The sequence below is a fragment of the Candidatus Sodalis pierantonius str. SOPE genome, from assembly GCF_000517405.1.
Lineage (GTDB): Bacteria > Pseudomonadota > Gammaproteobacteria > Enterobacterales > Enterobacteriaceae > Sodalis_C > Sodalis_C pierantonii.
Window position 1 is genome coordinate 3,545,186 of record NZ_CP006568.1, and the last position, 15,356, is coordinate 3,560,541.

The window sequence follows — 15,356 nt, forward strand, 5'->3', positions numbered from 1 at the left end:
CCACGCCGGCGGCAACACATTCCGCGGACCGGCTTGTACAGCGGCTTACGGGGTTGCTAGAATGCGCTCCTTTTCATCAAACATCGGACTGTTTCTCTGGTGTTGGAGGATGTGTGGAATATCGATTATTGAAAACCGATGCCCAGGCCCGCCACGGGCGGCTGGTATTTGATCGGGGCGTCGTGGAAACGCCGGCGTTTATGCCGGTTGGGACGTATGGCACCGTGAAGGGCATGACGCCCGAAGAAGTGAAAGAAACCGGCGCGCAGATTCTGCTGGGCAATACCTTTCATCTTTGGCTGCGCCCGGGTCAGGCGGTCATGAAGCTGCACGGCGATTTGCACGATTTTATGCAGTGGCACGGTCCAATACTGACCGATTCCGGCGGGTTCCAGGTCTTCAGTCTGGGCGACATTCGCAAAATTACCGAAGAAGGAGTGCATTTCCGCAATCCCATCAACGGCGACGCGATTTTCTTAAGCCCCGAAAAATCGATGGAAATCCAGTACGATCTGGGTTCCGATATTGTCATGATTTTTGACGAATGCACGCCTTATCCTTCCGATTGGGATTACGCCAAGCGCTCGATGGAAATGTCGTTACGCTGGGCGGCCCGCAGTCGCCAGCGTTTTGATGAGCTTGAAAATCCCAATGCGCTTTTCGGTATTATTTAGGGCGGTGTTTACGAAGATTTACGAGATGTATCGGTAAAAAGACTGGTAGAGATCGGTTTTGATGGCGCCGCTGTGGGCGGCCTGGCGGTAGGGGAACCGAAAGCCGATATGCACCGTATTTTGGCGCACCTGTGCCCGCAGATCCCGGCGGATAAACCGCGCTATTTGATGGGCGCCGGTAAACCTGAAGATCTGGTGGAGGGCGTTCGCCGCGGTATCGATATGTTCGACTGCGTCATGCCGACCCGCAATGGTCATCTGTTTGTTACCGATGGCGTGGTGAAAATACGCAACGCCCGGTATAAAGACGATGTCACGCCGCTGGATGCGGAATGTGATTGTTACACCTGTCGCAATTGTAGCTGCGCGTACTTGCATCATCTTGACCGTTGCAACGAAATATTGGGTGCCCGTCTAAATACTATCCATAACCTACGTTATTACCAGCGTTTGATGGCGGGTTTACGCCAGGCTATTGATGAGGGTAAATTAGAGCACTTTGTAGGTGAGTTCTATCGCCGGACAGGTAAGCCGGTGCCACCTTTAGTCGTCGAGTTAAATAACAATGAGGGAATTTGAATGAGCTTTTTCGTTTCTGACGCCGTTGCCGCCACCGGTACTCCGTCCCAGTCAAGTCCTTACTCTCTGGTGGTGATGCTGGTTGTTTTCGGTCTGATCTTTTATTTCATGATCCTGCGCCCACAGCAAAAGCGCGCCAAGACGCATAAAGAGTTGATGAATTCCATTTCCAAAGGAGATGAAGTTCTGACGACCGGCGGTCTGGTGGGGCGCGTGGTGAAAGTCGCTGACACCGGCTATATTTCCATCGAGCTCAACGATACCAATGAAGTGGTCATCAAGCGTGATTTTGTGGCCGCCGTTTTGCCGAAAGGTACGATGAAAGCGCTGTAATAAACGATTTTCCCGAAGGGAACTGCCGTGTTAAACCGTTATCCTTATATGGAAGTATATCATGCTGGCGCTGGTCGTCGGGCTGCTGTATGCGCTTCCCAACCTGTATGGTGAGGATCCGGCCGTACAGATCACTGGCGCGCGGGGTGGCGCCGCCAGTGAATCGACGCTGGTCCAGATCCGGACTGTATTAGAACAGCAACATATCGCCAGTAAATCCATTGCTCTGGAAAATGGCGCCATTCTGGCCCGTTTTTCCAACTCGGACGTACAGTTGCGCGCCCGCGAAGCGTTGATGAACGCCCTCGGCGAGAATTATGTCGTGGCGATTAATCTGGCCCCGGCCACTCCCCCCTGGTTAGCCATGGTATAGGGGCGGCGCCGATGAAGCTCGGCCTGGATTTGCGGGGCGGCGTTCACTTCCTGATGGAAGTGGATATGGACACTGCGCTCAATAAGTTGCAGGAGCAGACGATGGATACCCTGCGCGGCGATTTGCGCGAAAAGGGCATTCCGTATGCGACGGTGCGTAAAATCGAGAATTACGGTAGCGAAATCCGCTTCCGCGATGCCGATACCCGCGATCAGGCGATATCCTGGTTGACGCCGCGCCACCGCGATCTGGTTATCAACAGCGTCGGAGACAACGCGCTGCGCGCCACGCTGGCGGACGATCGCCTGCGCCAAGCCCGCGAGTACGCGGTACAACAGAACATCACCATCCTGCGCAACCGCGTCAATCAGCTGGGCGTCGCCGAGCCTTTGGTGCAAGGTCAGGGCGCCGACCGAATTGTCGTCGAGCTGCCGGGTATCCAGGATACGGCGCGCGCCAAAGAAATTTTGGGGGCGACCGCCACGCTCGAATTCCGTCTGGTCAATAGCTCGGTGGATCAAACCGCCGCCGCCAACGGCCGTGTGCCGGGGGATTCGGAGGTGAAAGCCACCCGCGACGGCCAGCCGGTTGTGTTATACAAACGGGTTATCCTGACCGGCGATCACATCACCGACTCCACCTCCAGCGCCGATGAATATAACCGTCCGCAGGTCAATATTTCCCTGGACGGCAGCGGCGGCACGACCATGTCCAACTTCACCAAGGACAATATCGGCAAGCTGATGGTCACCTTGTTTGTGGAGTATAAGGATAGCGGCAAGAAAGACGCCAACGGTCGCGCCATTCTGGAGAAGCAGGAAGAAGTCATCAATGTCGCCACCATCCAGTCGCGGCTGGGTAACAGCTTCCGCATTACCGGCATCAACAATCCCAACGAGGCGCGTCAGCTGTCGCTGCTGCTACGTGCGGGCGCGTTGATTGCGCCGATCCAGATAGTGGAAGAGCGCACCATCGGTCCGACCCTGGGGCTGCAGAATATTACCCAGGGACTGGAAGCCTGTTTGTGGGGGCTGGTGGCGTCTATTCTGTTTATGGTGGTGTGGTATCACAAATTTGGTCTTATTGCCATCACGGCGCTCATCGCCAACCTGGTGCTTATTATCGGCATCATGTCTCTGCTGCCCGGCGCGACGCTGACCATGCCGGGTATCGCCGGTATTGTATTGACGCTGGCGGTGGCGGTGGATGCCAATGTGCTTATTAATGAACGTATTAAAGAAGAGCTGCGCAACGGTCGCACGGTGCAGCAAGCCATTCATGAGGGCTACCGTGGCGCGTTCTCCAGTATCGTTGACGCCAACGTCACGACGCTGATTACCGCCGTCATCCTGTACGCGGTGGGCACGGGGTCGATTAAGGGCTTCGCCATTACCACCGCCATCGGGATTGCTACCTCAATGTTTACGGCGATCATCGGCACCCGTGCCATCGTTAACCTGCTTTACGGCGGTAAACGCATCGATAAGCTGTCTATCTAGGAGTGGCTTGTGGCTCAGCAACAAAGAAATGTCGAAAAATTGAACTACGGCCGTAAAGTCTACGACTTTATGCGCTGGGATTATGTGGCGTTCACCCTGTCGGCCATCCTGCTTATCGCCTCCATCGCCATCATGGCGGTGCGGGGCTTTAACTGGGGGCTGGATTTCACGGGCGGTACGGTAATTGAACTTAACCTGGAAAGGCCGCCGATCTTGACCAGATGCGTGACGCGCTTGAACATGCGGGCTTCACGGATCCGCTGGTGCAGAATTTCGGCAGCAGTCGCGATGTGATGGTCCGTATGCCCCCGATGCAAGACGGCCTTGGGCAGGAGCTGGGCAATAAAGTGCTCGGAGTGATTAATCAGGCAACCGGGCAGAATGCCGCCGTGAAGCGGGTCGAGTTTGTCGGACCTAGCGTCGGCAGCGATATGGCTCAGGACGGCGGCATGGCGCTGCTGGTGGCGTTGATCTGTATCCTGATTTATGTCGGCTTCCGGTTTGAATGGCGGCTGGCGACCGGGGCGGTGTTGGCGCTGGCCCATGACGTGGTGATTACGCTTGGGGTTCTGTCGCTGTTTCATATCGAGATCGATCTGACGATTATCGCCTCCCTGATGTCGGTGATTGGCTACTCGCTGAACGACAGTATCGTGGTGTCGGACCGTATCCGTGAGAACTTCCGCAAAATTCGCCGCGGCAGCGCCTACGATATTTTTAACGTCTCGCTGACGCAGACCTTGAGCCGGACCATCATGACCTCGGTCACTACATTGATGGTGGTGTTGATGCTGTTGATATTCGGCGGCGCGATGCTGCGCGGCTTCTCCACAACGCTGTTTATCGGCGTCTTTATCGGCACCGTCAGCTCCATCTATGTGGCGTCGGCGTTGGCGCTTAAGCTCGGCATGAAACGCGAACATCTGTTGCAGCAGAAGGTGGAAAAAGAGGGCGCCGATCAGCCTTCGCTGCTGCCCTAAGAGACGCCCAACGCGCTATGAGGAGTGCTGCCGCCGCGCGAGCGGAGGCGGCCTCCCGCGGCGTGATGTTCGCGTTGCGGGCACGGGCCGTTACGTGTGGCGCAAATGCCGCCGTGCGATACAGTCAGCACCGCCCGGGCGGTTACCGCCCAGGCAGAGGGCAGTTTATTGGCTGCCGACAGGTTTGGTGGCGTTCGCCGCCGGCGGATTTTGCGGCGTGTACGGCTGAATATCATGCAGCCGGATGTAAATTACGGCATTTAGATTCAAAGAGTTATAATGCATCGATCGAAATTACTCGAAATTCGATCGAAATTATTCTATCTCTGCCCACTCCGCCCCTCTTACATCCCGGTACTTATCGGTCATCTCTGATGACTTATGACCTAACAATTTTTGTGCATAATCCCTTCCCTTCTCAATCAGTATAGAGGCGTGCCGCGAGGCTTCTAATTTCATGAAATGAAGGTGCCTTATCTTGCCACGTTAATCCTGATAGACGGCGTGCTTTCCTGAATGCCTTAGATATCGTATCCTGTTCAAATTGTAGGTGCGTTTTGTCAGCAACTATGTGGTCGGCACCGTTGTTCAATCCCCTAAACTGGTTCAGTACATCAGCAAGGCATAAGTTGAGGCAGTCAATGCGAGTTGTTTCCGAGAACGCAAGCATCATGCCCGTTTTCGCTTGTTTAATGTAAAGACGTCCGTCTTTGATATTCTCCCAGCACAGCGCCTGTATATCGCCTAATCGTTGACCGGTTACCAAAGCGAGGTCAAGACAGGGGCCAACCCATGCTGGTAATGTATCCGCGGCCTTGCGGATGACCTTCCATTCCTCAAGAGTTATACGTTCCCGTTGAATTTCAACCCTATGGTTACGCGTAACCTCGGCTGGATTGTTTTTGAGCACACCTTCAGCAATGGCCTCACGAAACAAGTCACGTAGCAATGCTCTGATGCGGTTCGCCATTGTCACTTTTCCCTCCTTTACCCACTGATTAAGGAACGAGGCAATGTCTTTGGTTTCTACTTTCTGAATAGCAAATTCGCCTAAATTGGCGTTAACTGCTTTCAGATATTTATTGTACTCGCTCATCGTTTTCGGCTTAAGCTTTCGTCCCTCCAATATCGTCAGATAACGCTCAGACAATTCACTAACTGTGGTCGTCTGCACACCGCTAATGCGGTTAATGAGTGGTGATTGCTTTGATGAGCCATAAATCGCCATATTAGCCGCGATGGCTTGCGTAATAGCCTCGCGACGATTGCGACCGAGGCCATATTCTTTTCCCGTGCGTGGGTCACAGTAGCAGAAATAGCCGCCGTTGCGTGGTTGCAGGTTTGGCGGCAAATCGCGGTTTTTATGGCTTCGGCGGCGTGCCATGTTTTATCCTCGATAATAATGCTGGGTGAATGTTCCTGGATGGGCTGAAGGTATTGTTTCGGGTAAGCTTCTCAGCGTCTTCGTCAACCAAATATTCCCGACCTTCAAATATGGCTGGCGGGAAAAAAACGCCCGCCTCGGGCTGCGCGTCTAAGTGTTTCCATACAGCGCGAATGGGCTTGCCGCCGATTCCACTCGGATAATGTGATGTATGCCATAATAGCCTCTGATTAAATCAAGCCGCTGCGCCGTTCGTCATGAATGCGAGCAGGCGGGGAAATTGTGAATTGTAGGAAATGGGCTGGTGAATGTTGCATGCCTGGTGTGTAGTAATGGAGGTAATTTCAGGCTGCCATGCGACAGCCACGATGATTTATTGCATGGTCGCTTTAATCCGATGCATCGCACCATTTACCAGTGACGTGGCTTTGTTGAATAAATCGAACTTTTAGGTGACTGGCGGCTCTGATCACTACATTCGTTTCAACATCAGGTCCCCATGGCAAAGCAAAAGTTTAAAATCACCAACTGGCCCGCATACAACAATGCGCTCAGGCAGCGGGGGGACCTGACAGTATGGCTTGATGAGTCAGCCATTGCTGCATGGACTGAGAGTACACCACCTGAACATCGTGGCCGGCCGCTTCACTACACCGATATGGCCATTACCACGGTTCTGATGATAAAGCGCGTGTTTAACCTTTCGCTCCGGGCGTTACAGGGTTTCGTTGACGCGATTTTTAAACTGATGGGGCTGTCGCTGCGCTGCCCAGATTACTCTCTGGTCAGCCGGCGAGCAAAAACCGTCGACATCAGCATAAAAACGCCAACCCGCGGCGAAATCTCACACCTGGTCATCGATGGCACCGGCCTGAAAATCTTCGGCGAAGGCGAATGGAAAGTCAGGCAGCATGGGGCTGAGAGGCGCAGAGTATGGCGCAAGCTTCATCTGGCAGTAGATAGCGCGACACATGAAATTATCTGTGCCGATTTATCGCTAAGCGGTACGACAGATGCGCAGGCGCTGCCCGGGCTGATTAACCAAACCCACCGGAAAATCAGGGAAGCGTCGGCTGACAGTGCTTACGATACGCGTTACTGTCATGATGCTCTGCTGAGGAAAAAAATAAAGCCGCTTATCCCACCGCGAAGTGGTGCGCAATATTGGCCAGCTCGATACCATGAGCGTAACCATGCGGTGGCAAATCAGCATCTGAGCGGCAATAACGATACCTGGAAAAAGAAAGTAGGTTATCACCGGCGTTCACTGGCTGAAACGGCCATGTTCCGGTTTAAAACGGCTTTGTTGAATAAATCGAACTTTTAGGTGACTGGCGGCTCTGATCACTACATTCGTTTCAACATCAGGTCCCCATGGCAAAGCAAAAGTTTAAAATCACCAACTGGCCCGCATATAACAATGCGCTCAGGCAGCGGGGGGACCTGACAGTATGGCTTGATGAGTCAGCCATTGCTGCATGGACTGAGAGTACACCACCTGAACATCGTGGCCGGCCGCTTCACTACACCGATATGGCCATTACCACGGTTCTGATGATAAAGCGCGTGTTTAACCTTTCGCTCCGGGCGTTACAGGGTTTCGTTGACTCGATTTTTAAACTGATGGGGCTGTCGCTGCGCTGCCCAGATTACTCTCTGGTCAGCCGGCGAGCAAAAACCGTCGACATCAGCATAAAAACGCCAACCCGCGGCGAAATCTCACACCTGGTCATCGATGGCACCGGCCTGAAAATCTTCGGCGAAGGCGAATGGAAAGTCAGGCAGCATGGGGCTGAGAGGCGCAGAGTATGGCGCAAGCTTCATCTGGCAGTAGATAGCGTGACACATGAAATTATCTGTGCCGATTTATCGCTAAGCGGTACGACAGATGCGCAGGCGCTGCCCGGGCTGATTAACCAAACCCACCGGAAAATCAGGGAAGCGTCGGCTGACAGTGCTTACGATACGCGTTACTGTCATGATGCTCTGCTGAGGAAAAAAATAAAGCCTCTTATCCCACCGCGAAGTGGTGCGCAATATTGGCCAGCTCGATACCATGAGCGTAACCATGCGGTGGCAAATCAGCATCTGAGCGGCAATAACGATACCTGGAAAAAGAAAGTAGGTTATCACCGGCGTTCACTGGCTGAAACGGCCATGTTCCGGTTTAAAACACTTCTGGGTGGTCATCTGAGTCTGCATGACTATGACGCGCAGGTAGGTGAGGCAATGGCAATGGTTAAAGCACTTAACCGGATCACACTGTTAGGAATGCCAAACAGCGTCCGCATCATGTAACAATCGCCCTGATAGGAAGGAAGTCGTCACAAATTTCGGATTTATTCAACAAAGCGCCGGCCACGATGTTCAGGTGGTGTACTCTCAGTCCATGCAGCAATGGCTGACTCATCAAGCCATACTGTCAGGTCCCCCCGCTGCCTGAGCGCATTGTTATATGCGGGCCAGTTGGTAATTTTAAACTTTTGCTTTGCCATGGGGACCTGATGTTGAAACGAATGTAGTGATCATAGCCGCCAGTCACCTAAAAGTTCGATTTATTCAACAAAGCCTAAATAACCTGTTCGTCGGATGCGTATTGCGCGCTTAAGTCCTTCTCGGTAGAGATTTTCATATAGTTCTGCTTTCTCTTTTACCCATTCTGGAATTTTAGGTTTCATTCTCCTTCTCCAGTTTACTGAGAATTTTCTTCAAGGTTTCGGCCTGTAAAAATTGCACAGCGATGCATTCAAGCGTCAGCCGGACGCCGAGCAGTGCCAGCAATGCCAATATACCGTCGGTGATTTTCGTATAGGGTGTCGATGTATCACTGAATGAGATAAGGACCAGTGCCAGACAGGCAACGCATGAAATAATGAACAGCGCGTTGATAATTTTCAGTGTCCAGAACGTTTTAAACATGATGAAATTCCTTTTACGCTACGTTTAATCGTTATGCCGGTTCGAGGCAGAAGGTTTGAGAGAGCTTCGCCAGTCCCTTCGGCGTCACCAGCACCTGCTCGCGGATTTTGTCGGTGCCATCGTCGCAGGGAATAATCGAGATTTTATGTTCTAGGTAGTCGGACTGGATTTTGCTCTGATAGGCCATCCAGTTCTTGGCACCTACACGGCGATAAATCTAGCCACGCTCGCGGAGGAAGGCGAACAGATCTTTGGGGCGCACCTGCAATTCCTTTGCGGCGTTGGTGATGCACATGCCGCCATCAGATTTTGCGATGCGGTGCAGGGCTTTCACGTCCGGGGACATCTCTTCTACCTTGCTTTCCAGAGCAATAACCTTTTCGGTGTAGGTAAGAAGAATACTGCGCATCGCTGCCGGGTCGTTGAGCATTTGGATGGGGTCGGCGGGAAGGGCTAACTGTTTCTCCAACCCTTGCCAGCGATCAACCAGACGGGCGGTAAACTCGGGGCAGAGTTGAGCGACGACGATAATGCTGTCGCGTTTACCCTGCTCGCCCTCAAACATATAAACTGAGGTTGAGCGGCCTGCTGTGGGCTTCTCCTCAATTTGAGGAGAAGTAATTACCCCTTTGCTAATCAGCGTTTCGATAGTCCGTTTTACGTTGTCGTGACGTTTTTTAACCAGCTCTGCAATTTCAAGGCTGGACATGGTCAATGTTTGTGCAATGGTTGAATTTTTCATGCGCTTTGTTGAATAAATCCGAAATTTGTGACGACTTCCTTCCTATCAGGGCGATTGTTATATGATGCGGACGCTGTTTGGCATTCCTAACAGTGTGATCCGGTTAAGTGCTTTAACCATTGCCATTGCCTCACCTACCTGCTGCCATTGCCTCACCTACCTGCGCGTCATAGTCATGCAGACTCAGATGACCACCCAGAAGTGTTTTAAACCGGAACATGGCCGTTTCAGCCAGTGAACGCCGGTGATAATCTACTTTCTTTTTCCAGGTATCGTTATTGCCGCTCAGATGCTGATTTGCCAGGCTTTGTTGAATAAATCGAACTTTTAGGTGACTGGCGGCTATGATCACTACATTCTTTTCAACATCAGGTCCCCATGGCAAAGCAAAAGTTTAAAATTACCAACTGGCCCGCATATAACAATGCGCTCAGGCAGCGGGGGGACCTGACAGTATGGCTTGATGAGTCAGCCATTGCTGCATGGACTGAGAGTACACCACCTGAACATCGTGGCCGGCCGCTTCACTACACCGATATGGCCATTACCACGGTTCTGATGATAAAGCGCGTGTTTAACCTTTCGCTCCGGGCGTTACAGGGTTTCGTTGACTCGATTTTTAAACTGATGGGGCTGTCGCTGCGCTGCCCAGATTACTCTCTGGTCAGCCGGCGAGCAAAAACCGTCGACATCAGCATAAAAACGCCAACCCGCGGCGAAATCTCACACCTGGTCATCGATGGCACCGGCCTGAAAGTCTTCGGCGAAGGCGAATGGAAAGTCAGGCAGCATAGGGCTGAGAGGCGCAGAGTATGGCGCAAGCTTCATCTGGCAGTAGATAGCGTGACACATGAAATTATCTGTGCCGATTTATCGCTAAGCGGTACGACAGATGCGCAGGCGCTGCCCGGGCTGATTAACCAAACCCACCGGAAAATCAGGGAAGCGTCGGCTGACAGTGCTTACGATACGCGTTACTGCCATGATGCTCTGCTGAGGAAAAAAATAAAGCCGCTTATCCCACCGCGAAGTGGTGCGCAATATTGGCCAGCTCGATACCATGAGCGTAACCATGCGGTGGCAAATCAGCATCTGAGCGGCAATAACGATACCTGGAAAAAGAAAGTAGGTTATCACCGGCGTTCACTGGCTGAAACGGCCATGTTCCGGTTTAAAACACTTCTGGGTGGTCATCTGAGTCTGCATGACTATGACGCGCAGGTAGGTGAGACAATGGCAATGGTTAAAGCACTTAACCGGATCACACTGTTAGGAATGCCAAACAGCGTCCGCATCATGTAACAATCGCCCTGATAGGAAGGAAGTCGTCACAAATTTCGGATTTATTCAACAAAGCGGATTTGCCACCGCATGGTTACGCTCATGATATCGAGCTGGCCAATATTGCGCACCACTTCGCGGTGGGATAAGCGGCTTTATTTTTTTCCTCAGCAGAGCATCATGACAGTAACGCGTATCGTAAGCACTGTCAGCCGACGCTTCCCTGATTTTCCGGTGGGTTTGGTTAATCAGCCCGGGCAGCGCCTGCGCATCTGTCGTACCGCTTAGCGATAAATCGGCACAGATAATTTCATGTGTCACGCTATCTACTGCCAGATGAAGCTTGCGCCATACTCTGCGCCTCTCAGCCCCATGCTGCCTGACTTTCCATTCGCCTTCGCCGAAGACTTTCAGGCCGGTGCCATCGATGACCAGGTGTGAGATTTCGCCGCGGGTTGGCGTTTTTATGCTGATGTCGACGGTTTTTGCTCGCCGGCTGACCAGAGAGTAATCTGGGCAGCGCAGCGACAGCCCCATCAGTTTAAAAATCGAGTCAACGAAACCCTGTAACGCCCGGAGCGAAAGGTTAAACACGCGCTTTATCATCAGAACCGTGGTAATGGCCATATCGGTGTAGTGAAGCGGCCGGCCACGATGTTCAGGTGGTGTACTCTCAGTTCATGCAGCAATGGCTGACTCATCAAGCCATACTGTCAGGTCCCCCCGCTGCCTGAGCGCATTGTTATATGCGGGCCAGTTGGTAATTTTAAACTTTTGCTTTGCCATGGGGACCTGATGTTGAAACGAATGTAGTGATCAGAGCCGCCAGTCACCTAAAAGTTCGATTTATTCAACAAAGCCTTTTTCATGAGTAAACCTCTCACAGGTCAATGTGATTAACGGAACCCCGGCACGTTACCGGGGCGGGATGAGTGATTAGTGGCGTTGCAGGAACTGGTTAACGTTCGCCTGTTGCCATTTTTCGAGCGCGTGGGTCATGATGCCGTAATGCTGTTGCGTGCTCTCTTCAAGCATCCGCTGCATTTCGCCCAGCACGATAGCCTCGTCCTCACGATGACGCAGGATGCGGCGAATGGTCTGCTTCTCAGCGTCGAAGATGCCCTCTTTAAGCCGATTGGTAATGCCGTAGATACGGCGGCATTCCTCAGCCAGCAGGGGGAGTTGCCGGATTTCAAAATGCTGAGGGAAGGGTACGCCCGTTACGCGGCGCAGAGTCTGCCATATGGCGTTACTCCATGCCCGGTCAAAGTGGAAGCCGTTGCTCATTTGCCAGACAATACGAGTCAGGCGATCAATGTCATTGTTGTTGAATAGTTCGGCTGCTTGGGGTTTGTACTGCGGTATCGAGTAAAGTTCTGCCTCCATGCGGTTAAACTCCGCGATGTAAGCTTCCTTGAACGCTGCGGCCTTTTTGCCCGTGAAGCCCATGACGAGGAAGACGAAGCCATCCTTTGTCATGGTGAAGATTTTTGAATCGCGGGTTGTGCACCGTTGCCAATGTCTACTTTTTGAACATCGGCTGAAAAGTTAGCTGATGTAAATTCAGGCGAGCAATCCAAGGATTCTATCTTCTGGATGACGTTTTTATGCAGTTTGTCGAAGTAATCAGCAACATCCAGTGATGTAGTTACGGCTTTACCGTTGTGGATAGTAACTTTGGGTGCAGCAAGAGATGTGTGAAGGGTCATGATGACCTCCGATAGTGAACTAAATCCATCACCACTCGGAGTTCTCACGCTCGCGGGTGGTGAGCCGAACAGGGGTGAGAATACCGGGTTCACCGTCCGGCCAGCCTTGCGGCTGCCCTATCCAGCTCACCATAGAGGGTAGCTAGATTGCGACATAAAAAAACACGCTCGCGGCGTGTCATTCTGTCGCGGTGAATCTCGGCGGGTTCTCACACCCGACACCTGAATTTGCAGATGCAGATTGACTATAGCGCATGGGTTGATCTTCCGTCAATACGGTTGCTGGGTTACACTTGCTCAAAAGAGGAGGAACCCCTATGGGTCAAGTTGCGTTCGATACTTTGAAATTCGTTGAAACGCTGGAAACTGCTGGTTTGCCTAAAGACCAGGCTAAGGCAATTTCGCTTGCGGTTCGTGAATCGCACGAGGCCGTTGATGTTGCTACTAAACGCGATCTTGAAGATGTCCGTAAGGAAATCGACGCCAGATTCGATAAGGTCGATGCTCGGTTCGAGAAGCACGAAGCTCAGATGCAAGCCCGCTTCGAGAAGACCGACACGCAGATAGCCGATGTTCGTAAGGACTTATCCGCAGAGATCGCCTTACTCCGTAAGGATGTTGAACATACTGCGAATGGATTATTGATAAAACTGAGTGCTGTGATGCTTGCTATCGCCGGTCTTGCATCGACCATTGTTACTGTAGTAATAAAACTGCTGTGAGAGCCTGTTTAGAAATTTGTGTATTTGCCTGATTTTGATATGTTCAATCCAACATCAAAAACAGATTAATTTATGGACGAAAAACAGTTGCAGGCTCTGGCTAACGAACTGGCCAAAAATCTCAAAACCCCTGAAGATCTCAGTCACCTCGATCGGCTGCTGAAAAAAATCAGCGTCGAAGCAGCTCTCAATGCCGAAATGACCCATCACCTCGGCTACGATAAAAATCAGCCTAAACCGGGGACCAACGCCCGCAACGGCTATTCTACAAAAACCGTTACCACTGGCGATGGCCCGCTGGCGCTGCGTACTCCGCGCGATCGTGACGGTTCCTTTGAACCGCAACTGGTGAAGAAGAACCAGACCCGGATTACCGGGATGGATAACCAGATTTTATCGTTGTACGCCAAAGGGATGACCACCCGCGAGATCGCCGCCGCGTTCAAAGAGCTGTATGACGCCGATGTCTCGCCGGCGCTGGTCTCAAAGGTCACCGATGCGGTCATGGAGCAGGTTGTCGAATGGCAAAACCGGCCTCTGGATGCAGTCTATCCCATTGTTTATCTTGACTGTATCGTTCTAAAAGTCCGGCAGGACAGCCGCATCATCAACAAATCTGTGTTCCTGGCGCTGGGCATCAACATCGAAGGCCTGAAAGAGTTGCTAGGTATGTGGCTGGCCGAAAATGAAGGCGCAAAGTTCTGGCTGAACGTGCTGACAGAGCTGAAAAACCGCGGCCTGAACGATATTCTTATCGCCTGTGTAGACGGGCTGAAAGGTTTCCCTGACGCTATTAACTCGGTGTATCCGGAGGCGCGGCTCCAGCTGTATATCGTGCATATGGTGCGCAACAGCCTGCGGTTCGTCTCCTGGAAGGACTACAAGGCCGTCACCCGCGACCTGAAAGCTATCCTATCAGGCCCCTACGGAAGAAGCCGGCTTGCAGGCGCTGGAAGCGTTCTCCAGTGCCTGGGACATCCGCTACCCGCAAATAAGTTGAAGCTGGCAGGCAAACTGGGCCAATCTGGCCACGTTCTTTGCCTACCCAACGGACATCCGCAAGGTGATCTACACGACCAACGCCATCGAGTCGTTAAACAGCGTGATCCGGCATGCCATCAAAAAGCGCAAGGTGTTCCCGACCGACGACGCAGTGAAAAAGGTGGTGTGGCTGGCGATACAGGCGGCCTCACAGAAATGGACAATGCCTTTGAGGGACTGGCGCATGGCAATGAACCGCTTTATTATCGAGTTCGGTGATCGCCTGGACGGTCACTTCTGAGAAAAGGCATTTACACAGAATCGTGTACAGGGTCGCGACATCCGATCAGTTATTCCGATATTTTCCGATCACCCATACCAGTGATATTCGTTCACGTGTTCGCTCATCTTCTGACTCGGGTTTAGTCTATTTTTCCTGTGCTGGCTACTCCTTGCTCTTTGCGTAGTGATTCGCCTTTAAGTTCCAGTCTATAGCTGGGGTGTACTGACCGATCGAGTAACGCGTCAGCTGTCGTGGGGTTTTCTATCAGTCCATACCATTTTTTCACCGGCAGTTGACTGATCAGGATGCTGCTGCTTTTATCGTAGCGATCTTCCATCACCTCCAACAGCATCGTTGCCTGCATCGGACTTATTGATTCTAGGCCCACATCGTCCAAGATCAGTAACTCTATTTTTTCTAACTGCTTAAGCTGTTTTAGATAGGTCCCGTCTACCTGACACTGGTGAAGATGGGCCAGCAACCGACCCACTCGCCAGTAACGCACGCTATATTGCTGCCGGCATGCCTGCTCACTAAGCGCACAACTGAGCCAGGTTTTGCCCGTACCTGTCGGCCCCGTGATGAGTATGCTTTTCTGATATTTCAGATATTGTCCCCCTAGCAGATCTCGCATCTGTTCCGGTGTCACTCCTCGGCTAGGATATAGCGGATATCTTCCGGTTTTGCCTGCAAGCGCATTTGCGATTGCCGTCGAATACGGCATATGTGGTTGTTTTTTCTATGTAAATTTTCCGCTTCTACCATCAGCGACAACCGCTCCTCGAACCCTAGCTCCCCATAACTCCCCGGGAGTTCGCGTTGCGTCTCCAACGCCTGGACCATTGCCGACAACTTCAGCTCTCGCAGAGCCATTAACAGTGTATCCATATTTATTCT

General features: G+C 52.2%; 9 protein-coding genes and 11 pseudogenes. 9 read left to right on the forward strand and 11 right to left on the reverse strand.

Translation table 11 applies throughout. The annotated features are described in order from the left end of the window. The first annotated feature begins 113 nt into the window (after positions 1 to 113). The 4 genes and pseudogenes from tgt to secF all read left to right on the forward strand — a co-directional run bounded on the left by tgt (position 114) and on the right by secF (position 4,438). Positions 114 to 1,253: pseudogene (gene tgt, locus SOPEG_RS17740) on the forward strand (tRNA guanosine(34) transglycosylase Tgt). Beyond that, positions 1,254 to 1,586: a preprotein translocase subunit YajC gene (gene yajC, locus SOPEG_RS17745; RefSeq protein WP_025246359.1), complete on the forward strand. Its 333-nt coding sequence runs from the start codon at positions 1,254 to 1,256 to the stop codon at positions 1,584 to 1,586. A 27-nt stretch (positions 1,587 to 1,613) separates the two neighbouring features. Continuing rightward, positions 1,614 to 3,458, forward strand: a pseudogene (gene secD, locus SOPEG_RS17755) (protein translocase subunit SecD). A 69-nt stretch (positions 3,459 to 3,527) separates the two neighbouring features. After that, positions 3,528 to 4,438, forward strand: a pseudogene (gene secF, locus SOPEG_RS17760) (protein translocase subunit SecF). 418 nt (positions 4,439 to 4,856) lie between these two features. Here secF and SOPEG_RS29940 read toward each other — a convergent pair. Both SOPEG_RS29940 and SOPEG_RS30990 read right to left on the reverse strand, forming a co-directional pair. Further along, positions 4,857 to 5,822 carry a phage integrase Arm DNA-binding domain-containing protein gene (locus SOPEG_RS29940; RefSeq protein WP_051419891.1) on the reverse strand — a complete coding sequence of 322 codons (966 nt, stop codon included), beginning with the start codon at positions 5,820 to 5,822 and terminating at the stop codon, positions 4,857 to 4,859. Positions 5,823 to 5,926: 104 nt separating this feature from the next. Then, entirely contained in the window at positions 5,927 to 6,040 is a 114-nt protein-coding gene (locus SOPEG_RS30990; RefSeq protein ID WP_071882239.1) for an excisionase, read from the reverse strand. Positions 6,041 to 6,321: 281 nt separating this feature from the next. On the opposite strand from SOPEG_RS30990, the pseudogene SOPEG_RS17770 reads away from it, so the two are divergent. Both SOPEG_RS17770 and SOPEG_RS17775 read left to right on the forward strand, forming a co-directional pair. After that, a pseudogene (locus tag SOPEG_RS17770) lies at positions 6,322 to 7,128 on the forward strand (IS5-like element ISSoEn1 family transposase); the annotation flags it as partial. A gap of 68 nt (positions 7,129 to 7,196) precedes the next feature. Next, positions 7,197 to 8,120: an IS5-like element ISSoEn1 family transposase gene (locus SOPEG_RS17775; protein ID WP_025246362.1), complete on the forward strand. Its 924-nt coding sequence runs from the start codon at positions 7,197 to 7,199 to the stop codon at positions 8,118 to 8,120. A 56-nt stretch (positions 8,121 to 8,176) separates the two neighbouring features. On the opposite strand, the pseudogene SOPEG_RS26655 reads toward SOPEG_RS17775, so the two are convergent. The 5 genes and pseudogenes from SOPEG_RS26655 to SOPEG_RS26660 form a co-directional block, all read right to left on the reverse strand. Beyond that, positions 8,177 to 8,317: pseudogene (locus tag SOPEG_RS26655) on the reverse strand (IS5/IS1182 family transposase); the annotation flags it as partial. Between the two features lie 172 nt (positions 8,318 to 8,489). Next, positions 8,490 to 8,741 (reverse strand): hypothetical protein, encoded by a 252-nt coding sequence (locus SOPEG_RS17785; protein ID WP_025246363.1) that lies wholly within the window; start codon positions 8,739 to 8,741, stop codon positions 8,490 to 8,492. A 31-nt stretch (positions 8,742 to 8,772) separates the two neighbouring features. After that, a pseudogene (locus SOPEG_RS29945) lies at positions 8,773 to 9,171 on the reverse strand (phage antirepressor KilAC domain-containing protein). 32 nt (positions 9,172 to 9,203) lie between these two features. Further along, a pseudogene (locus tag SOPEG_RS29950) lies at positions 9,204 to 9,483 on the reverse strand (Rha family transcriptional regulator); the annotation flags it as partial. A 57-nt stretch (positions 9,484 to 9,540) separates the two neighbouring features. Further along, a pseudogene (locus SOPEG_RS26660) lies at positions 9,541 to 9,790 on the reverse strand (IS5/IS1182 family transposase); the annotation flags it as partial. Positions 9,791 to 9,861: 71 nt separating this feature from the next. Here SOPEG_RS26660 and SOPEG_RS17800 point away from each other — a divergent pair. Further along, complete coding sequence (locus SOPEG_RS17800; RefSeq protein ID WP_025244160.1) at positions 9,862 to 10,785, forward strand: IS5 family transposase; 924 nt, start codon at positions 9,862 to 9,864, stop codon at positions 10,783 to 10,785. Positions 10,786 to 10,842: 57 nt separating this feature from the next. Here SOPEG_RS17800 and SOPEG_RS23325 read toward each other — a convergent pair. The 3 genes and pseudogenes from SOPEG_RS23325 to SOPEG_RS29955 all read right to left on the reverse strand — a co-directional run. After that, positions 10,843 to 11,550, reverse strand: a pseudogene (locus SOPEG_RS23325) (IS5 family transposase); the annotation flags it as partial. A gap of 150 nt (positions 11,551 to 11,700) precedes the next feature. Beyond that, on the reverse strand, positions 11,701 to 12,243 hold the full coding sequence (locus SOPEG_RS17810) for a Rha family transcriptional regulator (protein ID WP_071882240.1): 543 nt from the start codon (positions 12,241 to 12,243) through the stop codon (positions 11,701 to 11,703). Continuing rightward, entirely contained in the window at positions 12,240 to 12,473 is a 234-nt protein-coding gene (locus SOPEG_RS29955; protein WP_236851543.1) for a Rha family transcriptional regulator, read from the reverse strand. Before SOPEG_RS29955 ends, SOPEG_RS17810 begins: the two co-directional genes overlap by 4 nt. 317 nt (positions 12,474 to 12,790) lie before the next feature. Between SOPEG_RS29955 and SOPEG_RS17815 the strand changes: the two genes are divergently transcribed. Together SOPEG_RS17815 and SOPEG_RS17820 are read left to right on the forward strand one after the other, a co-directional pair. Further along, complete coding sequence (locus SOPEG_RS17815) at positions 12,791 to 13,195, forward strand: CCDC90 family protein (RefSeq protein ID WP_025246364.1); 405 nt, start codon at positions 12,791 to 12,793, stop codon at positions 13,193 to 13,195. A gap of 72 nt (positions 13,196 to 13,267) precedes the next feature. Continuing rightward, positions 13,268 to 14,477, forward strand: a pseudogene (locus tag SOPEG_RS17820) (IS256 family transposase). A gap of 121 nt (positions 14,478 to 14,598) precedes the next feature. Here SOPEG_RS17820 and istB read toward each other — a convergent pair. Continuing rightward, positions 14,599 to 15,347 (reverse strand): annotated as a pseudogene (istB, locus tag SOPEG_RS17825) (IS21-like element ISSoEn3 family helper ATPase IstB). Between the last annotated feature and the right edge of the window lie 9 nt (positions 15,348 to 15,356).